This window comes from Polynucleobacter sp. MWH-HuK1 (genome assembly GCF_018881815.1).
Lineage (GTDB): Bacteria > Pseudomonadota > Gammaproteobacteria > Burkholderiales > Burkholderiaceae > Polynucleobacter.
Window position 1 is genome coordinate 1,143,587 of record NZ_JACVPP010000001.1, and the last position, 23,917, is coordinate 1,167,503.

Below are 23,917 nucleotides of genomic sequence, written 5' to 3' on the forward strand. Positions count from 1 at the left end.
GGCGCTCCCTGTGGGCGCCTTTTTTATTCTGTAGACTGGATTTATGAATACAAGTGTCGATTTACATAAATTGGTGGAGTGCGTAGGCGATGCGATCATTGTTGCTGATGCCCATGAAAAGATTGTGCTTTGGAATCCTGCCGCCACTCGTATCTTCGGATACTTGGAGAAAGAAGCTTTAGGCAATACTTTGGATCTCATTGTTCCGGAGCGCCAACGTCAAAAACACAATGAGGGTTATAGCCACTCTATGGAGACCGGCACCACTCGGTATGGAACATCTCTTTTGAAGGTGCCCGCCAAACACAAGGATGGCAGTACGCTCTCGATTGCCTTCACTGTGGGAATGCTCTTTGATGCCTCTGGTAAGGCCAATGGGGTAGTGGCAATCATTCGGGATGAAACCGAGCGCTTTGCTCAAGAAAGGGCTCTCAAAAAGCGTCTTTTTGACCTTGAAAACCCTCAGACTTAGCTTCACATAGCCTTATGGAGTGGCCAATAAAGGCTTAAAAGGCGTCTGTGCCCAAATATTGGGCACGCCACAATTTTCCCTATTTCACGCTGGTAAAATTGCCCCAATTCAAAATTTTCATTCTTATTAGGACTTAAATCATGGCAAAAGCACTAGAAGGGGTCAAAATCCTCGACTTTACGCACGTTCAATCAGGCCCAACCTGTACTCAGTTACTGGCTTGGTTTGGTGCGGACGTAATCAAAGTAGAAAAATCTGGCGAAGGGGATGCAACACGTGGTCAGTTGCGCGATATCCCCGATGCAGACAGTTTGTACTTCACGATGTTGAACCACAACAAGCGTTCCATCACCGTGAACACCAAAACTCAAAAGGGCAAAGAAATTCTTGAGCGCCTCATTAAAGAGTGTGACGTTTTAGTGGAAAATTTTGCACCAGGTGCTTTGGATCGCATGGGATTTTCTTGGGAGCGTATTCAAGAACTCAATCCAATGATGATCATGGCCTCTGTAAAAGGCTTTGGCCCTGGTCCATACGAAGATTGCAAAGTGTATGAGAACGTAGCGCAATGTGCTGGCGGCTCAGCATCAACTACTGGTTTTGATGATGGCCCTCCGATGGTAACTGGTGCACAAATCGGTGATAGTGGAACAGGCTTGCATTTAGCGCTCGGTATTGTTACTGCACTCTATCAACGTACCCACTCTGGCCGTGGTCAGAAGGTATTGGCAGCAATGCAGGATGCGGTATTGAACTTGTGCCGGGTGAAGTTGCGTGATCAACAACGTTTAGAGCGCGTAGGTCTCATGCAAGAGTACCCACAGTTCCCGAACGGTGAGTTCGGCGACTCTGTACCCCGTGCAGGCAATGCCTCTGGAGGTGGTCAGCCAGGCTGGATTGTTAAATGTAAGGGTTGGGAAACTGATCCAAACGCCTACATGTATGTAATCGTTCAAGCTCCAGTTTGGGAAGCAATTTGCAAAGTAATCGGTCGCGAAGATTGGATTACGGATGTACGTTTTGCATCACCAATGGCACGCTTGCCACATCTCATGGAAATTTTCGGCGAGATCGAAAAGTGGACCATGACCATGACTAAGTTTGAAGTCATGGATATCCTCAATCAGTACGACATTCCATGCGGCCCAATTCTTTCTATGAAAGAAATCGCTGAAGAGCCAGCATTGCGTGCGACTGGTACTGTGGTTGAAGTGGATCATCCAATTCGTGGCAAGTACCTTACTGTTGGTAATCCGATCAAGATGTCTGATAGCCCAACTGAAGTGACACGTTCACCATTGCTTGGTGAGCACACCGATGAGATTCTTCATGAGTTGGGTTACACCACTGACGATTTGATTTCACTCCGTCACGATAAGGTGATCTAAGATGCGGGTTGCCTTGATTGGGAGTGCGGATTTTGGTAAAGCGGCATTAGAAGCTTTTTTGAATCGCGGCGATGAAGTGGTTGCCGTTTTCTGTCCACCGGATAATCCCAAATCAAGCAAACCGGAAGTATTAAAAGAAGCTGCACTCGCAAGGGGTTTAAACCCCTTGCAGTTCGCCTCTCTAAAGGGTCCTGAGGCTGCTCAGGCTATGATTGATAGTAATGCCGACATCTGCGTCATGGCATACGTCATTCAATTTGTACCGCAAGAGCTCTGCAAGATCCCGAAGCACGGTACTATTCAATATCATCCATCGCTCCTTCCTAAATATCGCGGCCCCAGCGCTATTAATTGGGCAATCGCATTAGGTGAAGAGAAAACAGGTTTAACAATTTTCCGTCCATCTGATGGCTTGGATGAGGGCGAGGTGATTTTGCAAAAAGAAGTTGTCATTGGGCCGAATGACACCTTAGGCAAGATCTACTTTGATCATCTTTTCCCAATTGGGGTTAAAGCTCTGCTAGAAGCTGCTGACCTTGTGGTCGCCGGCAAGCATCAAGAAATCATTCAAGATGAATCACAAGCTAACTATGAGGGTTGGTTTGATGCTAACGCTGCGCAGATTCATTGGGCTACACACATCAGTCAAATCTATAACCTGATTCGTGCTTGCAATCCAGCGCCCGGTGCATGGACTAAGTTCGGCGAGCAAAAGGTTCAGATCTACGACTGTCATAAGCATGTAGCTGCTACATTCGGTGCCGTCAAAGGTAAGCCGGGCGAGGTAACGCAGATCACGCTAGATTCTTTCTTTGTCACCTGCCATGGTGGGCAGATCGAAGTTCTGAAAGCCAAAGGTGCCGCAGGTAAACTAAGCGGTGCTGAGCTAGCGAAAGAGTTGAGTTTAGAGGTAGGACAGTTCTTTGCCCTGTAAAAACCCCAGGGGTTAAATTTCTAAGTTATCAATCAGACGTGTTTTGCCAAGCTTAGCCGCTGTCAGGATGACAAGTGGCTCACCTGCTTGTAATTGCTCATTTGAGGCCGGCGCCAAATCACTTTGCTGACGAATGGCAATGTAATCAGGTTGCCAGCCACGTTTTGCTAGAGAGGCAACCGCCTCTTTCTCAATCTCAGAGATGGATTGGGTATTGCGATTCTTTAATTGCAGGACGCGCTCACGAACTTCTTTCAATGCTTTTTGTAGCTCAGGAGCTTCGGCCCGCTCTTCCACGGAGAGATAACCATTACGAGAGGAGAGGGCAAGACCATCTTCGGCGCGAATCGTTTCGCCTGGGATGATGTCAACCGGCAAAGCAAACTGCTTAGCCATCTGACGAATAATCATCAACTGTTGATAGTCTTTTTTGCCAAACACGGCAACCTTAGGTTGGACGCAAGAGAAGAGCTTAAGAACAACAGTGCAAACACCTTTAAAGAAGCCTGGGCGGAACTCGCCCTCAAGGATGTCTCCTAACTGCTGCGGTGGATCAACTCGGTACTCTTGTGGCTGCGGATAAAGATCGCGCTCGGTAGGTGCAAACAAGATGTACACACCTTCTTTTTCCAACTTATCGATATCTGCCTGCATCGTGCGAGGGTAGCTATCAAAATCTTCGTTAGGGCCAAACTGTAAACGGTTCACAAAGATGCTGGCCACCACAGGATCACCATGTTGCCTTGCTAAGCGCATCAGGGAGAGATGGCCTTCATGGAGGTTGCCCATTGTCGGTACAAATGATGCGCGGTTTTGACCGCGCAGATGGTCACGCAACTCCTGAATGTCGCTAATGATTTTCATGCAACAGGAGTATAGGCAAGACGCACATAAATCGGCGCATATGGCTCTGCTTGGGTGATTTCTACTAATGCTTCGCGTGAGAGCTCAAGCATAGCGATGAAGTTTACGATCACCACTGGAATGCCTTTACCAGACTTAATAGCATCTTCAAATAATTCACCAAACTCTACGAATTTGGTGCCTTGTAAACGGCGCAAGATACGTGTCATAAAGTCACGTACTGACAACTCTTCACGAGTAATGGTGTGGTGTTGCGTGAGTTTGGCGCGGTGGAGAACATCACGCCAAGCTGCTTGTAAGTCTTCTACATTGACATCAGGCCAAGAAATCGCAATGGTGGTATCCACATAGCCATGAGCCACCTGGAAATCGCGACCTTGTTGAGGAATTTGATCGAGTTCTTGTGCTGCAAGTTTCATGCGCTCGTACTCGAGTAAGCGACGCACCAATTCAGCGCGTGGATCTTCTACTTCTTCTTCGCTGTCCGCTTTCTTCATCGGCAGAAGCATGCGGGACTTAATTTCAATCAACATAGCAGCCATGAGTAAATACTCGGCAGCTAGTTCAAGATTGTGATGGCGAATTTGGTCGATATAACTCAGATACTGTTGAGTAACCTGCGCCATCGGAATATCTAGAACGTTGAAGTTCTGTTTACGGATTAGGTAAAGCAACAGATCTAAAGGACCTTCAAAAGCCTCTAGAAAAACTTCTAGAGCATCTGGTGGAATATAAAGATCAGTGGGAAGCTTGAAGAGCGGCTCGCCATAAAGTTTGGCGAACGCTTCCGACATACCATCGGTTACCGATGGAGTGCTGTCTAGTAAGTCTGATATTGGCTGAGCGCTTGGCTCATTGCCAGAATTAGTCATTCGAATACACGTAAGCGCGTTGCTTCAATTTCGCAGCTTTGGCGCGACGTTGATCTTCAACGCTCAGTGGCTCTTTATCCCACAATAGGGCGCGACCAGCTTGCTGTTCAGCTTCGAGGTTTGGGCGCTCGGATTTGAGTTCATTTAAGAACTGGGTGAATTCAGATTGATATCTTGCCATGACATTTCCTAAAATACTCAATAAATTCAATAACTTATGAAATTAATTCGAAAAGTTATCTAGGGACTACAACCGTCATTATAGGTGCTTTTTAGGGGGCTTTTTACAAGTTTGCAGCCAGCAAAGCCTCAATTTGAGGGGCTTCAACCCTTGTCATTAGGTGCTTATATGGCTTGATAGGGTTCTTGCTGGAAAGGGGGGTATTAATGTCCGCCCAGGATAGAGGTGGTAAGGAGAGAAATTCTTCTACGCCAGCAGCTACCTGAGGAATAACTGGCTTGAGATACAGGCTGAGCATACGGAATGCTTCAAGGGTAATGCTGCAAACCCTTTGTAACTCAGCTTCACGTTCTAGATTTTTGGCGATTTCCCATGGCTTGTTCTCATCGACAAAACCGTTCACTTTGTCCGCCATTTCCATGATGGCTCGCAGTGCTTTGGCGTACTCACGCCCCTCATAGAGTTCAGCAATTTTTTCGCTAGATGAAGCAATTTCTTTTAGTAGTGGATTGCTCATTGCTTCGTCAGAAACAATGCCACCAAAACGCTTCACCAAGAAGCCAGCGCTACGGCTTGCAATGTTGATGTACTTACCTAATAAGTCACTATTAACGCGCGCAACAAAATCTTGAAGATTTAAATCCAAATCTTCCATGCTGTCATTGAGTTTGGTTGCGAAGTAATAGCGGAACCACTCTGGATTAAAGCCGCACTCAATCACGCTATTTGCAGAGATCAATGTGCCGCGTGACTTACTCATCTTCTCGCCATCAACTGTTAAGAAGCCGTGTGCAAATACATTGGTTGGTGTGCGGTAACCTGCAAATTGCAAAGTAGCCGGCCAAAATAAAGTGTGGAAATACAAAATATCTTTACCAATGAAATGGTATTGCTCAGTTGTCGTGTCTGGCTTAACCCATTCATCAAAATTGAGGCCTTTAGCTTGGCAGTAATTAAGGAAACTGGCGTAGTAGCCAATTGGGGCATCAAGCCAAACATAGAAGTACTTACCAGGCGCATCGGGGATCTCAAACCCGAAATACGGGGCATCGCGGGAGATATCCCAGTCGCCCAACTTGCTTTCGCCGGGTTGACCAACCCATTCTTTCATCTTATTGCGAGCCTCTGGCTGCAAAGGAATTTTTACTTGAGTCCAGTCGCGCAAAAAATCTTCGCAACGTGGATCAGACAACTTAAAGAAGTAGTGATCTGAAATCTTTTTAATTGGTGTTGCGCCGCTAACGACTGAGAATGGATTCTTCAGGTCGGTAGGCGAGTAGGTTGCACCACACTTTTCGCAGTTGTCGCCATATTGATCTTTGGCGCCACACTTAGGGCACTCACCTTTAATAAAGCGATCCGGCAAAAACATTTCTTTAACGGGATCATAAGCTTGCTCAATCGCACGTTTTTCAATCAATCCTGCATCACGCAGCTTTATGTAAATACTCTGTGCGAGTTTTTCATTCTCGGGACTATCTGTGGTGTAGTAGTTATCAAATGAAATCAGAAAGTTGTCAAAGTCACGCTTATGTTCTTTCCAAACATTAGCGATAAGTTCTTTTGGGGTAAGACCTTCTTTTTCAGCCCGCAACATGATGGGGGTGCCGTGAGTGTCATCGGCGCCAACATAATGCACTTCATGGCCACACATTCTTTGGAAGCGAACCCAAATATCGGTTTGCACGTACTCCACAAGATGGCCGATATGGATCTGACCATTGGCATACGGTAGGGCGGAGGTAATAAGGAGGCGGCGTTGGGAACTGCTCATGTAATGCGGGCTTAAATAAGAGGGTTAAAAGGTTAACTGGGATGCAGACCTCAATTATGAGGGCTGGTGCAGTGATTTTAGTCTGCGGTTAAAGTAAAGCACCGTGAAGTCTTCATAAACCCCGATAAACTTCCTATAAGCCCGACCCCGAGAGAGTATTTATGGCAGCAAAACCCAATATTCAGATGTCCTGTGCCTCCGTGCCTGTAGTGCACGAGGTTGAGGTTATAGATGAAATGGGACGTCTTAAAAAGACCCATATTCCTGGTGAGCGCCCTCTAACTATCTATTTGGACAAGCGTGAAGTTGTGACGCTAATGACTCTAGGTAGCGCTCCAGAAGCTCTAGTTCTTGGCTATTTACGTAATCAGCGCCTGGTTGAGTCTCCTGATGACATTGAAAGTATTCAGGTGGATTGGGAGACCGATTCAGCCGCTGTAAAAACCCGCCGAAGCACGGTGGATATTGATGCCTTAACTAGTAAGCGGGTTGTAACTACCGGCTGTGGTCAAGGGACGATGTTTGGTGGCCTGATCGAGGAGATGGACGAGATTCAGCTTCCCCAGGGTCCGACTTTGTCCCAAGAGGCAATTGTTGCCTTGATTGATTCCATTCGCATCCATGACACCATCTATAAAAAGTCTGGCTCGGTCCATGCTTGCGCAGTTTTTGAGCGCGACGGTAATGAGGGCGTGCGCCTATTGCATTTCATTGAGGATGTTGGTCGCCATAACGCGGTTGATTCGATTTCTGGCTTGATGTGGCTAGCCAATAAACCGGGCAAAGATCTCATCTTCTTTACTACTGGCCGCCTAACCTCGGAGATGGTCATTAAAGGCGCCCAGATGGGCATTCCTTTCCTTCTAACCCGCTCAGGAGTCACCTTAATGGGGCTGGAGCTGGCTCGCAAAACCAACCTCACCATCCTGTCCCGCTGCTCTGGCAAACACTTCGAGATCTATAACGCCCCGGAGAGGATCGTTTTTAGCCAAAAACCCCAATAATTTCATGGGCAGGTAAGGGCGAAGGTTTTACAATTCGCCCATGACTATTAAATCTGACCACTGGATCCGCCGCATGGGCGAGCAAGGCATGATCAGCCCATTTGAGCCTGGGCAAGTTCGCCAAGACGCCTCAGGCAACAAAATCGTAAGTTATGGCACATCAAGCTATGGCTATGACATTCGTTGTGCAGACGAATTCAAAATCTTTACCAATATCAATAGCACCATCGTTGACCCAAAGAATTTTGATGAGCAATCCTTTGTTGATTTCAAAGGTGACGTCTGCATCATTCCTCCGAATTCATTTGCGCTAGCAAGAACGGTTGAGTATTTCAAGATTCCACGTAGCGTTTTAACCGTTTGCGTTGGTAAGAGCACATATGCGCGTTGCGGCATCATTGTGAACGTCACACCATTCGAGCCTGAGTGGGAAGGTTACGTTACTTTAGAGTTTTCAAATACCACTCCATTGCCTGCCAAGATTTATGCGGGTGAGGGTTGTGCCCAAGTCCTCTTCTTTGAGAGTGATGAAGTGTGTGGCACCTCCTATAAAGATCGCGGCGGTAAGTATCAAGGTCAGCGGGGCGTTACCCTGCCTAAGACCTAAGCCATTACGGCAGTGCGTAAATTCTTTCCGTTTAATCGCCGTCCTGCGCGAATTAACCTAGATGAATATCGCGCAACACTCTCACGTACTGAAATTGCGCGTCCAGAGAATAATTTTTATCACTGGCTATTAGGTACTAGCTGGCGTAGTTTCTTGCTGCTGGTGGTCTTTGTTTACTTGGGTACCAATCTCCTATTTGCATTTGCTTATTTAGCCTGTGGCGATGGTGCAATTACTAATGCAAGATCAGGATACTTATTAGATGCCTTTTTCTTTAGCGTGCAAACTATGGCAACGATTGGTTATGGTCGTATGACGCCGATAGGTAGCTGGCCAAATGCAATTGTGACTTTTGAGGCTTTTTTTGGGATTGTGTATTCCGCATTAACCACCGGCTTGGCTTTTGCGCGCTTCACTAGGCCTACTGCTGGTGTCCGTTTCTCTAAAGTAGCTGTCGTTGGAAGTCATGATGGTGTACAAACATTTAAGTTTCGCGTGGCAAATGATCGCAGTTCACATATTGTTGAAGCACAGTTGCGCCTCTGGCTCATTGCGGAGAGTATGACAAGTGAAGGTGAACGCTATCGCCGCTCAGTCGAATTGCAGTTACACCGCTCTGAGAGCCCAGTGTTCTCATTAACCTGGACTGCAATGCATAGTTTGGATGAGACAAGCGCCTTAAAGGACTACTTGGGTAAAGAAGCGATTGAGCGTCAATGGCATTTGCTCATTACCTTTACGGGTTATCACGAGAGCTTAGCTAATCAGGTCTACGCTCGTCATGTTTACTTACCTAAAGATGTGCAGCAAAATGCGACATTCATCGATATAGTCGCAGCATTACCAGACGGCGATCGAGTAATTGATCTAACCAATTTTGATAAGTGGGTTCCGAATACATCGGACAAGTTAGCAGGGGAGTATTTATGAAATTTCGTTTCCCAATCATCATTATCGATGAGGACTTTCGCTCCGAAAATATTTCGGGCTCAGGAATTCGTGACCTCGCTGAGGCGATTGAGAATGAGGGTATGGAGGTTATTGGCTTAACCAGCTATGGTGATCTAACTTCGTTTGCTCAACAGGCTTCTCGTGCATCTACTTTCATTGTTTCGATTGATGATGAAGAGTTTGATTCCGATTCTGAAGACCATGATCTTCCTGCTCTGAATAACCTACGTGCTTTTATTACCGAAGTGCGTAAGCGTAATGAAGATATTCCAATCTTTTTGTATGGCGAGACTCGTACTTCACGTCATATGCCTAACGATATCTTGCGTGAGTTGCATGGCTTCATTCACATGAATGAAGACACGCCGGAGTTTGTTGCGCGTCACATTATTCGCGAAGCAAAGGTGTATTTAGATTCTCTAGCGCCACCATTCTTCCGCGCGTTAACGAACTATGCCTCTGAAGGTTCGTATTCTTGGCATTGTCCTGGACACTCTGGCGGCGTTGCTTTCTTAAAGAGCCCAGTAGGGCGCATGTTTCACCAGTTCTTTGGTGAAAATATGCTCCGTGCTGATGTTTGTAATGCCGTGGAGGAGTTGGGTCAACTGTTGGACCACACTGGCCCGGTGTTGCAGAGTGAGCGCAATGCTGCCCGTATCTTTAATGCTGACCATTTGTTCTTCGTCACCAATGGCACGTCAACATCAAACAAAATTGTTTGGCACTCCACCGTTGCTCCTGGCGATGTTGTATTGGTTGACCGCAATTGCCATAAATCAGTCATTCATTCCATCACCATGATGGGCGCGATTCCTATCTTCTTAATGCCTACCCGTAATCACCTGGGCATCATTGGTCCGATTCCAAAAGAAGAGTTTGAATGGAAAAATATCAAGAAGAAGATTGATGCTAATCCGTTCATCAAGGATAAAAACGTTGTGCCTCGTGTCATGACGCTCACACAAAGCACTTACGATGGTATTGTCTACAACGTTGAGATGATTAAAGAAATGCTCGATGGCAAAGTCGACTCATTGCATTTTGATGAAGCTTGGCTGCCGCATGCAGCCTTCCATCCTTTCTACAAGGATATGCACGCCATTGGCTCAGACCGTAAGCGCACCAAGAAGAGTTTGATGTTTGCCACCCAGTCAACTCATAAGTTATTGGCCGGTTTATCGCAGGCATCCCAGGTATTGGTGCAGGATGCAGAAGATGCGAAGCTTGATCGGGATTGCTTCAATGAAGCTTATTTGATGCACACCTCGACTAGTCCTCAGTACGCGATTATTGCGTCTTGCGATGTATCTGCTGCCATGATGGAGTCACCTGGCGGTACAACCCTGGTGGAAGAGTCGATTGCCGAAGCAATGGACTTCCGTCGCGCCATGCGTGAAGTCGATGATAAGTTTGGGGCTGACTGGTGGTTTAAGGTTTGGGGTCCAGACCATTTAGCAGATGAAGGTATTGGCGAGCGTTCAGATTGGATTTTGGAGCCATCCGCCGCTTGGCATGACTTTGGTAAGTTGGCTAAAGACTTCAACATGCTTGATCCTATTAAGGCAACAGTAGTAACGCCTGGGCTTGATATTGAGGGTAACTTTGGCTCTATGGGTATCCCAGCCAGCATTGTTACCAAGTACCTTGCTGAACACGGTGTGATCGTGGAGAAGTGTGGTCTGTATTCATTCTTCATCATGTTCACGATCGGTATTACTAAAGGTCGTTGGAATACCCTTGTCACTGAGTTGCAGCAATTCAAAGACCACTTTGATAAAAATGCGCCTTTGTGGAAGGTATTGCCTGAGTTCGTGGCTAAGCACCCACGCTATGAGCGCGTTGGCTTAAAAGATATTTGTCAGCAGATTCATGAGTTCTATAAGGGTCGTGATGTAGCCCGTATGACTACAGAGATGTATACCTCAGACATGGTACCTGCGATGATGCCTTCAGAGGCATGGGCAAAGATGGCGCACAAGCAGGTTGATCGTGTGCCTCTAGACCAGCTCGAAGGACGTGTAACAGCAATGCTGGTAACGCCATATCCTCCAGGCATTCCATTGCTAATCCCTGGCGAGCGTTTTAATAAGCGCATCGTGGACTATCTCTACTTTGCTAGAGACTTCAACGAGCAGTTCCCGGGATTTGAAACGGATATCCACGGTCTAGTCAAAACGAGTGCTGATGGAAAAAGTGAGTACTACGTTGATTGCGTGAGACAAGAGCGCGACATAACCCTTTGATTCAAAGATGCTTTACATCTTAAACCCCGCAAAAGAGGGGTTTTTTGCTTGTATAGGACGGGGATACTGTCTACACTTGTCCTATATATTGTACAAGTATGGAGTCTTATGAGGGGTATCAATTTTTCTGATGCTAGAAGTCAATTTAAGCAAGTCATTGATCAGGTGGTAGATGATTGTGATGTTGCCATCATCTCGCGCAGAGATGCAGAAGATGCTGTAGTCATGTCCTTGAATACCTATAACAGTATGATGGAAACACTCCATTTATTAAAATCTCCTGCTAACGTTAAACACCTGGAGAAATCTTTGGCGCAATATCGCAAGGGGCAAACTAAAGCAAAGGCCTTGGTGGATGCTCAGTAGGTTGGTGTGGACAAATGCAGCATGGTCCGACTATGTGTATTGGCAGGGACAATAAAAAAACCTTAAAGCGCATTAATTCCTTAATCAAGGATGCATTAAGAAATCCTCAAGAAGGAATCGGAAAGCCCGAAGAACTTCGAGAAAGTCTGTCAGGATTTTGGTCCAGAAGAATCGATGATGTTAATCGATTAGTGTATGCAAATGAAAAAGACCAGCTTGTGGTTATTGCTTGCCGCTACCACTATGAATAGTTGTGTTGCTGCTTATTTGATAGGCTTATCCAGCTGAAAAGTTACCGGAGCATCTTCATCTACTTTAGGGGTTGAGTTATCAAGTGTGTTTTCTTCGCTCGTGAAGTTGAAATCCTGACTCTCTATGACTGCAGCGGGCTTATCCAAGAAAGTTGTCACCAAGGCTGGGAAGGTTATAACTACAACAACCATTAGCAATTGCAACCCTACCCAAGGTAGTGCACCCCAGTAAATATCGCTGCTCTTGACTTCTTTAGGTGCTACGCCCCTGAGGTAGAAAAGCGCAAAGCCAAATGGCGGATGCATAAAAGAGGTTTGCATATTGACGCACAGCATGACCCCAAACCAAACCAGTGCAGCGCTAGCCGCAGCTTGTGGATTGCCATTCATGGACGCTAAAAGTACCGGAGCTAATAATTTGACTGCTACTGGTGCCAGCATTGGTACGACGATGAATGCGATTTCAAAGAAGTCTAGGAAAAAGGCTAAGAAGAAAACAAATAAATTCACTACAACTAGAAAGCCAACCCAGCCACCGGGTAAATTAGAAAAAAGCTCTTCAACCCAGAAGCCGCCATCCACCCCTTGAAACACGACAGAGAAACAAGTCGATCCAATTAATATAAAGACCACCATGGCAGTAATGCGCATCGTGTTTTGATATGCCTCCTGAACCAATCCCTTTAAATTCGGAATGTTGGCCCTTCGAATCCACGCTAGTATCAGCGCACCCATTGCACCCATCGCTCCCGACTCAGTTGGGGTGGCTATACCAGTCATGATGGTCCCTAGTACTAAAAAAATTAGCACTGCAGATGGGATGATTCCCATAAGACATTTTTTCCAAAGCGCCATACCCTTTAGTGTGAGATCACTCTCGGGAACAGGCGGTAGGTAGTCCGGACGAATGCGGCTCAAGAAGAATGTGTAAAGCGCAAAGAGAGCGATCTGTAGAAGTGAGGGCCCCCACGCACCTAAATACATGCTGCCAACATCAGCGCTGCCGCTTTGTGTTTTAAGTTGATCAGCCAATACGATCAATACTAAAGATGGAGGCACTAGCTGGGTAATGGTTCCAGAAGCTGCCAAAACGCCCGTAGCGTAGCGCATGTTGTAGCCGTAACGCATCATCACTGGTAATGAGATCATTGCCATAGCGATTACCTGGGCGGCTACAGTGCCAGTAATTGCACCCAAAATAAAGCCAACAATGATGACTGAGTAGCCCACACCTCCACGCACGCGTCCAAATAGCTGTCCCATTGAGTCAAGCATTTCTTCTGCAAGACCACAGCGCTCCAGAATGGCGCCCATAAAAGTGAAGAAAGGAATAGCTAGCAATAGATCATTGGCGAGTACGCTACCAAAGATGCGTTGTGGAATAGCCTGCAAAAATGCCATCCCAAAAAAACCCTCGCTAATTGCAATGAGGGAGAAAAATAATCCTGCTGCCATCAGTGAGAAAGCGACTGGAAAGCCGATCAACATAAAGACGATCAGCCCACCAAACATTAAGGGCGGCATCCACTCCAATGGAATCATTGCATCGGCTTTTCGTAACGAAGGTCTTCGGCGGGTAGGGAAATTTCACCTTTGAGTGCGCCGATACGTTTGATGATTTCTGAGAAGCCTTGTAGGCTCAGCATGAAAAATCCAAATGGCACCACAAACTTAATAGGGTAGCGCGCCAATCCACCAGAGTTCAGGGAGTGCTCCATCACCAACCAGGATGGATAAAAAAGAGTGGTCCATGAGAGCCATGTAAACAAAATGCAGGCCGGCATCAAAAAGAAAGTTAAACCAAATAGGTCGACCCATAAACGGCCGCGATCAGAGAGTTGGGAATAAATTAAATCAACCCGGACATGCTCGTTGCGTCTCAGCGTATAAGAGGCACCAAGCATGACTGCGGCAGCAAAGAGGTACCACTGCAGCTCAAGGGGCCAGTTGTTACTGATATCCAATCCATAGCGTAGAAGTGCATTGGCCGCTGATACTACGCATGACAGCAAAATCATAATGCTGGCTGCCTTGCCCAGAAGCTGGTTTACACGATCAATGCCTGCAGAGAGTTTGGACCAAAACCCCATGCAATTTAGAGGTCAGCACGACCCCGTTTGATGGCTGCAAGAACTTGAGCTGGGGCGGTGCCACCAGCATGTTGGCGTGATTGAACTGAGCCATCGACTGTAAGCAATGCAAAAACATCATCACTTATTAACTCAGGGCGGTTATCAAGGCCACAAGCAAAACGAAGTTCTGAGAGGCTTAGGTCAGTCAGCATGCAATTTCTGCCAACGCAAGCCTTAACAGCATGCGCTACAGCTTCATGTGCATCACGGAAGGCCAAGCCTTTTTTAACCAAGTAGTCAGCCAAGTCTGTTGCTGTTGCAAATCCTTCTTCAGCAGCCTTCTTCATTACTTCAGCTTTGACTTCAATGTGCGGAACCATGTCAGCAAAAATACGCAAGGTATCTTGTACGGTATCGACAGCATCAAATAAAGGCTCTTTATCTTCTTGATTGTCTTTGTTGTAGGCGAGCGGTTGACCTTTCATCAAGGTCAGCAAAGAAATCAAATCACCATAAACACGACCAGTCTTGCCCCGAGCTAATTCAGGGACGTCAGGATTCTTCTTCTGCGGCATGATTGAGCTACCAGTACAAAAGCGGTCAGGTAGATCAATAAAGCCAAAGCGTGGGCTCAACCAAAGTATGAGCTCTTCAGAGAGGCGTGATACGTGCATCATCAAGATGGATGCAAAGGCGCAGAACTCAATTGCAAAGTCACGATCAGATACTGCATCCAAGGAGTTATTGCAGATGCCATCAAACCCAAGCGCCTTGGCAACTTGCTCACGATCGATTGGGTAAGTGGTTCCTGCTAATGCTGCTGCACCCAAAGGCAAGCGATTAAAGCGAGCGCGCAAGTCGGCTAAGCGACTTGCATCACGACTAAACATTTCATAGTAGGCCATCAAGTGGTGGCCAAATGTAATTGGTTGCGCTACTTGTAAGTGGGTGTGACCAGGCATGATGGTTGAAGCATGCTTCTCGGCCAAATCCAACAATGCCACACGTAAAGATTTCAGGGTGATAGCAATGTCATCTACGCTGCCACGCAACCAAAGACGTAGATCGGTTGCCACTTGGTCATTGCGTGAACGGCCAGTGTGCAAACGCTTGCCAGCATCACCAACTAAGGCAGTCAGACGAGCCTCAATATTGAGGTGAACATCCTCAAGAGCAAGTTGCCATTTAAATTGGCCTGACTCAATCTCGCTCTTAATCTGTGCCATTCCCTTTTGAATATCGGCTAAATCTTGGGCGCTAATGATTTTTTGGGTGGCCAACATCTCAGCATGGGCCAAGGATCCAGCGATATCTACCATCGCAAAGCGTTGATCAAAGCCGATAGAGGCTGTATAACGCTGTACTAGTTCGTCAACGGGTTCGGCAAAACGGGCCGACCAAGCTTGGGCTTTGTTGTCTAAGGAATTATTTGATGAGCTCATAAACACAGTATATTGGTGTAGGTCTTTGATTATTTTAAATGTTATGTCCCAAACCCTGAATTCCACCCCTGCGGCAGCCCCAAGGCGCCTCGTAATTGCCTCCCGTGAAAGTCGCCTAGCCATGTGGCAGGCTGAGCACGTCCGAGATTGTCTTAAAAAGCTATATCCGGACTGCGATGTCCAGATTTTGGGGATGACTACCCGTGGTGACCAGATTTTGGATAGAGCCCTCTCTAAAGTGGGTGGTAAGGGTCTTTTTGTAAAAGAGCTAGAAACCGCTCTGGAGGATGGCCGTGCAGATTTGGCGGTGCACTCCTTGAAGGATGTCCCTATGGTGATGCCAGAGGGCTTTGACCTTTCCTGTGTGATGGCAAGAGAAGATGCAAGGGACGCTTTTGTATCGAATGATTACGCTGGCCTGGAGGATCTTCCTGCTGGAGCGATTGTTGGTACATCTAGCTTGCGACGCGAATCTGTTTTGCGTGCCAAATTTCCATACCTCGAGATACAACCATTACGCGGTAATTTAGATACGCGTATGGGTAAATTAGATAAAGGCGAGTATCAAGCCATTATTTTGGCCGCTGCTGGTTTAAAACGGTTAGGTTTGGAGTCACGCATCCGTGCATTTTTGCCATACGATCCTTACACGCCTGCTGCAGGTCAGGGCGCTTTGGGTATTGAGACATTAAGCAGGCATCCCAATATCAAGCAATGGCTTGCTCCATTAAATGATTTACCAACCCTGTTCGCTGTGTCTGCTGAGCGCATGGTATCCCGTCAGCTGGGTGGTTCATGTGAGGTGCCGCTAGCTGCACATGCTGTGTGGGATCAAAATCAAATGAAGATTCGCTCATTTGTTGCAAGCACCGATGGCAAAGCTATTTGCCTTGCTAATGGCAGTGCACAAGTAGAGTCGGTTGAGGATGCGGAAGCTTTGGGTCTAGCGGTGGCAAAAGATCTGCTGTCCCAGGGCGCTGCAGATTTAATTCCAAAGATTTCTAAATAAGCGCATTAGTAGCGATGAGCACTAAAACGATCGTCGTTACCAGACCTAGCGGCCAAACGCGCCAGCTGATTGAGGTCCTTACTCGTGCAATCGAAGCGAGTGGCGTAGGAAAACGTAGTCTGCCAGAGATACTATCGTTACCTTTGCTCACTATTGTTCCGAAGTCTGATGAATATTTGGCGGACCACATTGCGACTGTACTGAGTGATGCCGACTTAGCTATTTTTGTGAGCCCGAATGCCATTGAAAGCGTGATGCGTTTATTGGAACGTGACTGGCAAGACTTTTCTAAAAAGATCATTCCGATTGGTGTGATGGGTGGCAGTAGTCATTTAGCTCTAAAAAACCATGGCATTGGTTTAGAAGAAACTCCTACCCCCATCATCATTCCTAAAAATAATGAAAATTGGGACTCTGAGGGTTTATGGCGGGAGCTTGGAACCCTTCAATGGAATTGGCAGAATAAAAAAGTCGTGATCTTTAAGGGTGAAGGTGGCCGTGATTGGTTGGCTGACACATTAACAAAGGCGGGCTCTACTGTAGAAGCGATTTCTACCTACAGTCGTGTGCCTTTAGATCTGGATAACCCTGCTTGGGATCTCGTGCGAGAAATGGATTTGAGTAAATCTCTTTGGCTACTCACTTCTTCTGAGGCAGTGCGTTATCTTGGTGAGGTCATGAAAGATCAATTTATTCAAAACCTAAATAGTGCAAGTGCGCTATGCCCGCATCACAATATTGCTGATGCGGCTGAGTTAATTGGGTTTGGTGAAGTCTTTACCAGTGAGCCAGGTGATGAAGCTTTGATTAAATCTACTTTAGCTTGGTTAACAATCTAAAAGCAAAAGCGAAGAACTAAAACTTCACAGCATCCAATAGGGCAGGCAAGAAAATTTCATTTACCAAAATGGGATGACCCTTTAGACGATAGAGAGTGCGTCGTGCCCACAACGGGGAATTCAAATCAGAAAAATGTTTAGAGCATTTTTTCCATAATTCACTGCTTTTATCTAAACGAGCAATATCTCGCGGGGGCTTTGCCTTCGAGTGCATACGTGTTTTGGCAAACAAGACAGCCCCTAGAGGCTTTGTACCTAGGCGCAGGACCGCATGATTACTGCCGCTGGAGCTGAAGGTGGGGATGACGCTGTGTGCCATTACTAAAGGGGTTCCATTGGCGCAAAGAAGTACTTCACGAACTCTACAGCGCCTAATCTTGAAATGAAAATAGCGACTTTCGTCGCTATTAAGTGTTTGACGGCAGTCACGCAAAACCTGCACCTCTAGTTTTTGCCCAATTGCTTTCTCAATTTTTTGGGTGAGAGACCTGGTATCGCTTAGCCAAGGTTGCCACTCGCGTGGCGCCCGATGGATTTCACCGGAACCGACTCGATTCCATGCAGAACGGAGACGATTACGGTGGATCATTTTTAGCTACCGCTAAAGTTACGACGTTGACCGCCAGCCTTTGGTTTCGCAAAACGCGGACCACCTGCAGGGCGTGAATCACCAGAGCGTGCTGGACGTGAGTCAGCAGAACGCGCAGGACGTGAATCGCCTGAACGACCACCGCCAAAGCGAGACTCTGAACGAGCGCCTGAGCCATAACGACCACCGCCACCGCCTGAGCGACCGCCACCAAAGCCACCGCCTGAGCGACCGCCACCAGGACGACCGCCGCCACCAAAGCTTGGCTTGGCTTGTGGCTCAAGACCCGCGATGACTGAAGCAACGATGTCTTGCTGTGTAAAGCGCTCGATATTGCGGATCTTGGCGCGATCACGATGTTCAACCAGAGTGATGGCAACACCATTACGACCTGCACGACCGGTACGACCGATGCGATGCGTATAGTCTTCTGGTTTCATTGGCAAGCCAAAGTTAATCACGTGACTAATACGTGGCACATCAATACCGCGAGCCGCTACGTCAGTCGCAACCAAAATCTTGGTGTGACCTTTACGCAAAGACTCAAGGCGACGCATACGTACAGCTTGAGGCATTGCACCGTGAAGGGCGGTAGCTTCATAGCCATTAGCACGCAAGGTATCAGCAATTTTTTCGCTCTCAACTTGAGTGCTTGCAAATACAACCGCTTGATCCAAATCGGCATCAGCCAAAATGTGCTCAAGCAACTTATGCTTGTGTGACATGCTGTCAGCCCAATGCAACTTCTGTTCAATGTTGGCGTGCTTTTCACCTGCGTGAGCAAGTTCAATACGCTTGGCATCTGTAGTCAACTCGTTTGCTAAAGACATAATCTTCGGCGCAAAAGTTGCAGAGAACATCAAAGTTTGGTTACGGCCTGCGCAACGCTTATCAATAGCCTCGAGATCATCAGCAAATCCCATGTCGAGCATGCGATCGGCTTCGTCGATAACGAGTTGTTTTACGTCGTCTAAGCGAATTGCCTTGCTGTCGCACAAATCGAGCAAACGACCTGGGGTTGCTACAACTAACAATGCACCTTTTAATGCTTGGATTTGCTTGCCGTAAGGCATGCCACCCATCACAGTTGCGATGCGAATACCTTTCATGCCGCGAACTAAGTTCACTGCATCGGCGGCAACCTGTTGAGCCAATTCACGAGTAGGGCAGAGCACTAACACTTTTGGTTGTGCGCGACCTGGTACAGGTGAGTTGTTCGGGTTACCTTCGATTAGCTGATGAATCATCGGCAATAAGAAAGCTGCAGTTTTACCGCTACCGGTTTGGCTGCTGACCAATAAGTCACCACCAGCTAAAGCCGCAGGAATAACCTGAGCTTGTACAGGCGTGGCTTTGGTAAAACCCAGTTCAGCAACGTTTTTGAGGAGTGATGCCGCAAGGGCAAAATTCTGAAATTCATTTCCAGAGCTCTTTGAGTCATGTGACCCGTGTTTTGTTTCTTTAGAAAAAGTCATGCTATTACACACCCCCTTTAAGGGATGTCTCCGTATGTTGCACCCATGGTTTTTTATAGGATGCGATGGTCAAAGGCATCGACCATCAGACAAGCGGCAGCGCGTTTTTGTAACTTCTGTGTCTATGACTTCTAAACGGTACGCTGAAATAGAGCTGGGGGGCGATGAATCAAATTGCTTAAAAAAGCCTCTCATTATGACAGTTTGAGGGTTTGATTACAAGGGTTTTCCCGAATTAATTATATGATTGAGTGATGGAGTGGCTTTCCCTTGATCTCTTATCACCCAGTAATGCTGGAATTATGGATTTCTCAAGTTATTTGCTTGGGACGTTATTCATTATTTTGTTGCCTGGTCCAAATTCGCTTTATGTCTTAACGATTGCCATTCAAAAGGGTTGGCGTGCTGGAGCATGGGGTGCAATCGGCATCTTTTTTGGTGACTCGTTATTGATGATGGCCGTTGTTTTAGGGGCCGCATCTATCTTGATTGCTTCACCTATCACTTTTAGTCTTGTACGCACTCTCGGTGCTGCCTACTTGGCATGGATGGGTTACGGCTTATTTCGAAATGGTCAGCAACGTTGGTCATCAGGCATGGAAGCAAAACGGCTTGAAGTTCAAATGCGCTTGATGCGTTTACATCCAGCATTGGCTGCACTGACGCTATCACTCACAAACCCCAAAGCAATCTTTTTCTTTATTGCCTTCTTCTCGCAATTTATTCGACCGGATTTTGTGCGCCCATTGCATACCTTCTTTTATCTGGCAATTGTTCTGCAGGTAATGAGCATGGCTTATTTGGCATGCCTCATCGGCGTGGGCCAAGCCTCTTTAAGATTCTTTCAATTGCGCCCCCGTTTTGCCGCAGCACTCTGGATGCTAGCCGGCATCTTATTTATTGGGTTTGCAATCAGGCTGCTACTTGTCTGAGGTATTACCTCAAATAGCGCAATAACCACTCGGTCATTTTTCCGTAAGGAGGTCGCGCTGATTTTGTGCCTTTGAAAAGATTTAAGCCAAAGAAGCCGCGCACCTCAAGAATCGACTTCTGGTGGCTAAAGGTGTCAAAGCCTGCTTTGCCGTGATAGCTGCCCATGCCGCTAGCACCAACTCCGCCAAAAGGCAGATCCTCAATAGTGATGTGAAGCAGTGTGTCATTGACAGTAACGCCGCCAGAGCGAGTCTCACTCAAAACACGCTTCATATTCTTTTTATCTTTACCAAACCAATACAGGGCAAGGGGATTTGGTTTGTTATTTACATAAGCAATCGCTGCAGAGGTGTCGGCAATAGTCACGATCGGTAGAATAGGTCCAAAGATTTCTTCGTGCAGAATGCGCGCTTCTGGCGAAACGTTGATCAATGCAATTGGTTCAAATGGACGCGTGCCGGCGCCTGGGTTATCTAAAAGGGGGATTGCTTTTGCTCCACGATCTAGCGCATCACTCACTAAGTGTTGCCAGTACTGCAGTTGTCTTTCGTCAATCGGTCCAGTTAATTCTGCAGGATTGCTAAATTGAGTTTGTGCTGCAGCTTGCAACTCCTGAATAAATGCTTCTTGAAGACTTGGTTCAAGCAACACATAGTCTGGGGCAATGCAGGTTTGCCCACCATTTAGCAACTTTCCATAGGTGATAGAGGCGGCCGCATCTTTGAGTTTGGCACTTTTATCAATAATGACGGGGGTCGTCCCACCTAGTTCTAGAGTGACTGGCGTGAGGTTCTCGGCAGCAGCGCGCATAACCTTTTTGCCGATCGTACCGGAGCCGGTAAAGAAGAGGTGATCGAAAGGCAGCGCTGCAAATTGCTCAGCTACATCCGGTCCGCCAGTGGTGACACAAAATTCTGTTGGGTGGAAATATTCTTGAATTAAGCTCGCAACAAATCCGGAGGTGCGTGAGCTGCGTTCGGATGGTTTTAGCCAAACGCGATTACCAGCAGCAAAAGCAGCGATCGCTGGAATGAGGGCTAATTGAACGGGATAGTTCCACGGGCTCAAAATGCCAACCACGCCCAGCGGTTGACTTTCAACATAGGCATATGAATCGCCCATATGAAAAGGCACCTCTCTTTGCTCTGGCTTCATCCATTCTTTAAGGTGCTTGCGAGTATATTTACATGCCTGATAAATCATCTGGCATTCAGCAAGCCTTGTCTCTACGGAATGGCGTACTCCAAAGTCTGCCTCAAGCGCTTTGCAAATTTTCTCTTCATTAGCTGCAATCATTTTTTCAATGCGAACAATGCGATCTAACCTGACTTCAATCGTAGGATTTGGTTCGGCAGCAAAGGCTGCTTTAATTTCGTCGAGTTGGATAGTGAAGCGATTCATAGGGGATTATTGGTTAGCAGACATTTGAATAAGGTATTAGGATAAAGCCATGGAAACAAATATCAATAAAAACGAACCCCTTTTAGAGCGCGCAACCCTTGGCGGAGGCTGTTTTTGGTGTCTTGAGGCGGTTTATCAGCAAATTGCCGGTGTGAAATCCGTTGTTTCTGGTTATGCCGGTGGAGTGATACCTAATCCGACTTATGAGGCTGTCTGCACTGGCGTATCTGGCCATGCAGAGATCGTGGATATTTTCTTTGACCCGCAAGTGGTTTCATTTCGGGATTTACTGGAAATCTTCTTTGTGATTCATGATCCAACCACTTTGAACTATCAAGGAAATGATCATGGCACCCAATATCGTTCTGTCATCTTTACGCATAGTGACGAGCAAACCAAGATTGCACATGAAGTAGTGGGGGAGTTAGAGGAATCGAAAATCTACTCCAATCCTGTAGTCACGCAGATTGAAACTGCGCCAACTATTTATCCGGCAGAGGCCTATCACCAAAATTATTTTCAGCAGCACCCCTATCAAGGGTATTGCATGGCGGTGGTTGCGCCCAAGTTGGCTAAATTTAGAGCGAAATTTAAATCGCTTATTGCGCCCCGGTATTCCTAAATCTATAAAAGCTTAGGGCGCTAGGCGATTCACATGCCACTGATGTCCATCAAGCTTGTAATGCATGCGGTCATGCAGTCTCGAAGGGCGACCTTGCCAGAATTCAATTTCAGTAGGGCGTAGACGGTAACCACCCCAATGCTCTGGACGAGGGGGTTTGTCACCAAATTCCGCCTTAAAGCGTTTCTCAGCTTCTTCTAAGAATTCTCGGTTGGGTATGGCAGTGCTTTGTGGGGATGCCCAGGCACCAATTCTGGAAGCGGGTGGACGGGAGTGGAAGTATTCATCACTTTCAGCAGCAGTTACTTTCTCAACAACACCCTGAATCCGCACCTGGCGCTCTAACTCATGCCAATGAAAGAGTAGGGCTGCCTGCGGGCGAATGGCTAAATCACGGCCTTTTTGGCTTTCGTAGTTGGTAAAAAAGGTAAAGCCGTTTTGATCGGCGCCTTTTAGTAAGACAATACGGGCTGATGGATTTCCCGCTAGATCTGCTGTTGCTAAGGTCATGGAATTGGGTTCCGGGCACTCTGCCTTCACTGCTTGTTCAAACCAGAGTTGAAAAAGCTGTAGGGGGTCCTGAGGAACTTCGGTCTCTGATAGCTGGCCAAAGGTGTAATTTTTGCGGAGTTGAGCAATGGAGTCCATTTATTCAGTATAAAGAGAAGCTATGGCAGAAGACAAGGCAGAAGGCAGCTTAGAAAATCGACGTTTTGGCGGAGTCTCCAGACTCTACGGACCAGAGCTACGTGAACGTTTTCTGAATGCAACTGTAGTGGTGGCAGGTCTAGGAGGAGTTGGCTCTTGGGCTGCCGAGGCTTTGGCGCGCACTGGCATAGGACATTTAGTCTTGATTGATTTTGATCACATTGCCGAGAGCAATACAAATAGGCAATTGCATGCTTTGGAAGGGCAGTACGGTAAAGCTAAGGTTGAGGCGATGACCCAACGCATTCTGCAGATTAATCCAGAAATCAAACTCACTTCTTGTGATGCGTTTTTAGAACCAGAAAATCTTGATCGACTCGTTCCAGAAAATGCGTTGGTGTTAGATGCCACTGATTCAGTACAAACTAAAATTGCTTTATCTGTTTGGGCTGTTAAAAATCAGCGTGCAATAGTAATGTGTGGTGCTGCTGGCGGAAAATCTGATCCCACATCCGTGCGTTGTGAAGATCTCTCGCGCACCGAACAAGATGCTTTGCTAGCTAAGGTTCGCCAAGGGCTAAGACAAGATCATGGATTCTCCAGAAATCTTAAGAAAAAAATTGGCATCCGTGCCATCTACTCTCACGAACCGCGTGCTGGTGCTTCTAGCGGTGGCTTAGCCTGCTCAGGCTATGGTTCTACGGTGATGGTTACTGCTGCCTGTGGCTTGGCTGCGGCTGCGGAAATACTCAATCTGATTGCTGCTCAGTAGTTTTTTGTAAAAAGCGCCTGAAATCCTTAAGGGGATTCCCTGTAGGAATTTACTGATTCTTTTGCAGTCACCAATAATTTATTGCAAACCCTGCATTGATTTAAAAGACATTTTTATTTATCTCTACTCAGATTTAGTCAATTCGTCACTTTAGTAATTTTTCACCTCTAGTGCTCATCAGCAGTCCTCCCTAGACTTTGCTCCGTTG

24 protein-coding genes and 1 pseudogene are annotated in these 23,917 nt (G+C 46.8%); 14 read left to right on the forward strand and 11 right to left on the reverse strand.

Features of this window, described 5'->3' with window-relative positions; translation table 11 throughout:
- The first annotated feature begins 43 nt into the window (after positions 1–43).
- The 3 genes from ICE93_RS05945 to ICE93_RS05955 all read left to right on the forward strand — a co-directional run bounded on the left by ICE93_RS05945 (position 44) and on the right by ICE93_RS05955 (position 2,794).
- Entirely contained in the window at positions 44–472 is a 429-nt protein-coding gene (locus ICE93_RS05945; RefSeq protein ID WP_216186483.1) for a PAS domain S-box protein, read from the forward strand.
- Positions 473–612: 140 nt separating this feature from the next.
- On the forward strand, positions 613–1,860 hold the full coding sequence (frc, locus tag ICE93_RS05950) for a formyl-CoA transferase (protein WP_068323848.1): 1,248 nt from the start codon (positions 613–615) through the stop codon (positions 1,858–1,860).
- Position 1,861: 1 nt separating this feature from the next.
- A complete protein-coding gene (locus tag ICE93_RS05955) occupies positions 1,862–2,794 on the forward strand; it encodes a methionyl-tRNA formyltransferase (RefSeq protein ID WP_216186485.1) in 933 nt (310 codons plus the stop codon).
- Between the two features lie 12 nt (positions 2,795–2,806).
- Here the strand turns inward: ICE93_RS05955 and panC are convergent, their stop codons facing one another.
- The 4 genes from panC to metG all read right to left on the reverse strand — a co-directional run bounded on the left by panC (position 2,807) and on the right by metG (position 6,485).
- Positions 2,807–3,658, reverse strand: a complete 852-nt coding sequence (gene panC / locus ICE93_RS05960) for a pantoate--beta-alanine ligase (protein ID WP_216186487.1) — start codon at positions 3,656–3,658, stop codon at positions 2,807–2,809.
- Complete coding sequence (locus ICE93_RS05965; RefSeq protein WP_216186489.1) at positions 3,655–4,530, reverse strand: ScpA family protein; 876 nt, start codon at positions 4,528–4,530, stop codon at positions 3,655–3,657. Before ICE93_RS05965 ends, panC begins: the two co-directional genes overlap by 4 nt.
- Complete coding sequence (locus tag ICE93_RS05970; protein ID WP_216186491.1) at positions 4,523–4,711, reverse strand: DUF3460 family protein; 189 nt, start codon at positions 4,709–4,711, stop codon at positions 4,523–4,525. Before ICE93_RS05970 ends, ICE93_RS05965 begins: the two co-directional genes overlap by 8 nt.
- 103 nt (positions 4,712–4,814) lie before the next feature.
- A complete protein-coding gene (gene metG / locus ICE93_RS05975; protein ID WP_216186493.1) occupies positions 4,815–6,485 on the reverse strand; it encodes a methionine--tRNA ligase in 1,671 nt (556 codons plus the stop codon).
- A gap of 161 nt (positions 6,486–6,646) precedes the next feature.
- Between metG and ICE93_RS05980 the strand changes: the two genes are divergently transcribed.
- The 6 genes and pseudogenes from ICE93_RS05980 to ICE93_RS06005 all read left to right on the forward strand — a co-directional run bounded on the left by ICE93_RS05980 (position 6,647) and on the right by ICE93_RS06005 (position 11,907).
- Positions 6,647–7,489, forward strand: a complete 843-nt coding sequence (locus ICE93_RS05980; RefSeq protein ID WP_216186496.1) for a formate dehydrogenase accessory sulfurtransferase FdhD — start codon at positions 6,647–6,649, stop codon at positions 7,487–7,489.
- Between the two features lie 40 nt (positions 7,490–7,529).
- A complete protein-coding gene (gene dcd / locus ICE93_RS05985) occupies positions 7,530–8,096 on the forward strand; it encodes a dCTP deaminase (protein WP_216186498.1) in 567 nt (188 codons plus the stop codon).
- A 12-nt stretch (positions 8,097–8,108) separates the two neighbouring features.
- Positions 8,109–9,026 (forward strand): ion channel, encoded by a 918-nt coding sequence (locus ICE93_RS11495; protein WP_216186500.1) that lies wholly within the window; start codon positions 8,109–8,111, stop codon positions 9,024–9,026.
- Positions 9,023–11,290, forward strand: coding sequence for an arginine/lysine/ornithine decarboxylase (locus tag ICE93_RS05995; protein ID WP_216186502.1), 2,268 nt, complete (start codon positions 9,023–9,025; stop codon positions 11,288–11,290). Before ICE93_RS11495 ends, ICE93_RS05995 begins: the two co-directional genes overlap by 4 nt.
- Before the next feature lie 108 nt (positions 11,291–11,398).
- Positions 11,399–11,656 (forward strand): type II toxin-antitoxin system Phd/YefM family antitoxin, encoded by a 258-nt coding sequence (locus ICE93_RS06000; protein WP_216186504.1) that lies wholly within the window; start codon positions 11,399–11,401, stop codon positions 11,654–11,656.
- A pseudogene (locus ICE93_RS06005) lies at positions 11,646–11,907 on the forward strand (Txe/YoeB family addiction module toxin). Before ICE93_RS06000 ends, ICE93_RS06005 begins: the two are co-directional and overlap by 11 nt.
- A gap of 12 nt (positions 11,908–11,919) precedes the next feature.
- On the opposite strand, the gene ICE93_RS06010 reads toward ICE93_RS06005, so the two are convergent.
- The 3 genes from ICE93_RS06010 to argH are packed head-to-tail and all read right to left on the reverse strand — an operon-like array spanning position 11,920 to position 15,421.
- Entirely contained in the window at positions 11,920–13,449 is a 1,530-nt protein-coding gene (locus ICE93_RS06010) for a TRAP transporter large permease subunit (RefSeq protein ID WP_216186506.1), read from the reverse strand.
- Positions 13,446–13,997, reverse strand: a complete 552-nt coding sequence (locus ICE93_RS06015; protein ID WP_216186508.1) for a TRAP transporter small permease subunit — start codon at positions 13,995–13,997, stop codon at positions 13,446–13,448. Before ICE93_RS06015 ends, ICE93_RS06010 begins: the two co-directional genes overlap by 4 nt.
- A gap of 5 nt (positions 13,998–14,002) precedes the next feature.
- A complete protein-coding gene (gene argH, locus ICE93_RS06020; RefSeq protein ID WP_216186510.1) occupies positions 14,003–15,421 on the reverse strand; it encodes an argininosuccinate lyase in 1,419 nt (472 codons plus the stop codon).
- 43 nt (positions 15,422–15,464) lie between these two features.
- Between argH and hemC the strand changes: the two genes are divergently transcribed.
- Positions 15,465–16,430, forward strand: a complete 966-nt coding sequence (gene hemC, locus ICE93_RS06025; protein WP_216186513.1) for a hydroxymethylbilane synthase — start codon at positions 15,465–15,467, stop codon at positions 16,428–16,430.
- A gap of 14 nt (positions 16,431–16,444) precedes the next feature.
- Positions 16,445–17,269: a uroporphyrinogen-III synthase gene (locus tag ICE93_RS06030; RefSeq protein WP_216186514.1), complete on the forward strand. Its 825-nt coding sequence runs from the start codon at positions 16,445–16,447 to the stop codon at positions 17,267–17,269.
- 16 nt (positions 17,270–17,285) lie between these two features.
- Here ICE93_RS06030 and ICE93_RS06035 read toward each other — a convergent pair whose 3' ends face one another.
- The gene (locus ICE93_RS06035) at positions 17,286–17,858 is read right to left on the reverse strand and encodes a chorismate lyase (protein WP_216186516.1); all 573 of its coding nucleotides are present in this window, start codon (positions 17,856–17,858) and stop codon (positions 17,286–17,288) included.
- A gap of 2 nt (positions 17,859–17,860) precedes the next feature.
- Entirely contained in the window at positions 17,861–19,333 is a 1,473-nt protein-coding gene (locus ICE93_RS06040; RefSeq protein ID WP_216186518.1) for a DEAD/DEAH box helicase, read from the reverse strand.
- Positions 19,334–19,587: 254 nt separating this feature from the next.
- Here ICE93_RS06040 and leuE point away from each other — a divergent pair, with 254 nt between their 5' ends.
- Positions 19,588–20,265 (forward strand): leucine efflux protein LeuE, encoded by a 678-nt coding sequence (leuE, locus tag ICE93_RS06045; protein ID WP_216186520.1) that lies wholly within the window; start codon positions 19,588–19,590, stop codon positions 20,263–20,265.
- Positions 20,266–20,269: 4 nt separating this feature from the next.
- Here leuE and ICE93_RS06050 read toward each other — a convergent pair whose 3' ends face one another.
- Entirely contained in the window at positions 20,270–21,667 is a 1,398-nt protein-coding gene (locus ICE93_RS06050; protein ID WP_216186522.1) for a coniferyl aldehyde dehydrogenase, read from the reverse strand.
- Between the two features lie 49 nt (positions 21,668–21,716).
- On the opposite strand from ICE93_RS06050, the gene msrA reads away from it, so the two are divergent.
- A complete protein-coding gene (gene msrA / locus ICE93_RS06055; RefSeq protein WP_216186524.1) occupies positions 21,717–22,289 on the forward strand; it encodes a peptide-methionine (S)-S-oxide reductase MsrA in 573 nt (190 codons plus the stop codon).
- A 12-nt stretch (positions 22,290–22,301) separates the two neighbouring features.
- On the opposite strand, the gene pdxH is transcribed toward msrA, so the two are convergent.
- A complete protein-coding gene (gene pdxH, locus ICE93_RS06060; RefSeq protein WP_216186526.1) occupies positions 22,302–22,937 on the reverse strand; it encodes a pyridoxamine 5'-phosphate oxidase in 636 nt (211 codons plus the stop codon).
- Positions 22,938–22,959: 22 nt separating this feature from the next.
- Here pdxH and ICE93_RS06065 point away from each other — a divergent pair, with 22 nt between their 5' ends.
- Positions 22,960–23,709: a ThiF family adenylyltransferase gene (locus ICE93_RS06065; RefSeq protein ID WP_216186528.1), complete on the forward strand. Its 750-nt coding sequence runs from the start codon at positions 22,960–22,962 to the stop codon at positions 23,707–23,709.
- Positions 23,710–23,917 lie beyond the last annotated feature (208 nt).

Excerpts from the sequence above, each read along its gene's own strand:
- ICE93_RS05945 (WP_216186483.1), top strand. The coding sequence starts at position 44 with ATGAATACAAGTGTCGATTTACATAAATTGGTGGAGTGCGTAGGCGAT.
- frc (WP_068323848.1), top strand. The coding sequence starts at position 613 with ATGGCAAAAGCACTAGAAGGGGTCAAAATCCTCGACTTTACGCACGTT.
- ICE93_RS05955 (WP_216186485.1), top strand. The coding sequence starts at position 1,862 with ATGCGGGTTGCCTTGATTGGGAGTGCGGATTTTGGTAAAGCGGCATTA.
- panC (WP_216186487.1), bottom strand. The coding sequence starts at position 3,658 with ATGAAAATCATTAGCGACATTCAGGAGTTGCGTGACCATCTGCGCGGT.
- ICE93_RS05965 (WP_216186489.1), bottom strand. The coding sequence starts at position 4,530 with ATGACTAATTCTGGCAATGAGCCAAGCGCTCAGCCAATATCAGACTTA.
- ICE93_RS05970 (WP_216186491.1), bottom strand. The coding sequence starts at position 4,711 with ATGGCAAGATATCAATCTGAATTCACCCAGTTCTTAAATGAACTCAAA.
- metG (WP_216186493.1), bottom strand. The coding sequence starts at position 6,485 with ATGAGCAGTTCCCAACGCCGCCTCCTTATTACCTCCGCCCTACCGTAT.
- ICE93_RS05980 (WP_216186496.1), top strand. The coding sequence starts at position 6,647 with ATGGCAGCAAAACCCAATATTCAGATGTCCTGTGCCTCCGTGCCTGTA.
- dcd (WP_216186498.1), top strand. The coding sequence starts at position 7,530 with ATGACTATTAAATCTGACCACTGGATCCGCCGCATGGGCGAGCAAGGC.
- ICE93_RS05995 (WP_216186502.1), top strand. The coding sequence starts at position 9,023 with ATGAAATTTCGTTTCCCAATCATCATTATCGATGAGGACTTTCGCTCC.
- ICE93_RS06000 (WP_216186504.1), top strand. The coding sequence starts at position 11,399 with ATGAGGGGTATCAATTTTTCTGATGCTAGAAGTCAATTTAAGCAAGTC.
- ICE93_RS06010 (WP_216186506.1), bottom strand. The coding sequence starts at position 13,449 with ATGATTCCATTGGAGTGGATGCCGCCCTTAATGTTTGGTGGGCTGATC.
- ICE93_RS06015 (WP_216186508.1), bottom strand. The coding sequence starts at position 13,997 with ATGGGGTTTTGGTCCAAACTCTCTGCAGGCATTGATCGTGTAAACCAG.
- argH (WP_216186510.1), bottom strand. The coding sequence starts at position 15,421 with ATGAGCTCATCAAATAATTCCTTAGACAACAAAGCCCAAGCTTGGTCG.
- hemC (WP_216186513.1), top strand. The coding sequence starts at position 15,465 with ATGTCCCAAACCCTGAATTCCACCCCTGCGGCAGCCCCAAGGCGCCTC.
- ICE93_RS06030 (WP_216186514.1), top strand. The coding sequence starts at position 16,445 with ATGAGCACTAAAACGATCGTCGTTACCAGACCTAGCGGCCAAACGCGC.
- ICE93_RS06035 (WP_216186516.1), bottom strand. The coding sequence starts at position 17,858 with ATGATCCACCGTAATCGTCTCCGTTCTGCATGGAATCGAGTCGGTTCC.
- ICE93_RS06040 (WP_216186518.1), bottom strand. The coding sequence starts at position 19,333 with ATGACTTTTTCTAAAGAAACAAAACACGGGTCACATGACTCAAAGAGC.
- leuE (WP_216186520.1), top strand. The coding sequence starts at position 19,588 with ATGGAGTGGCTTTCCCTTGATCTCTTATCACCCAGTAATGCTGGAATT.
- ICE93_RS06050 (WP_216186522.1), bottom strand. The coding sequence starts at position 21,667 with ATGAATCGCTTCACTATCCAACTCGACGAAATTAAAGCAGCCTTTGCT.
- msrA (WP_216186524.1), top strand. The coding sequence starts at position 21,717 with ATGGAAACAAATATCAATAAAAACGAACCCCTTTTAGAGCGCGCAACC.
- pdxH (WP_216186526.1), bottom strand. The coding sequence starts at position 22,937 with ATGGACTCCATTGCTCAACTCCGCAAAAATTACACCTTTGGCCAGCTA.
- ICE93_RS06065 (WP_216186528.1), top strand. The coding sequence starts at position 22,960 with ATGGCAGAAGACAAGGCAGAAGGCAGCTTAGAAAATCGACGTTTTGGC.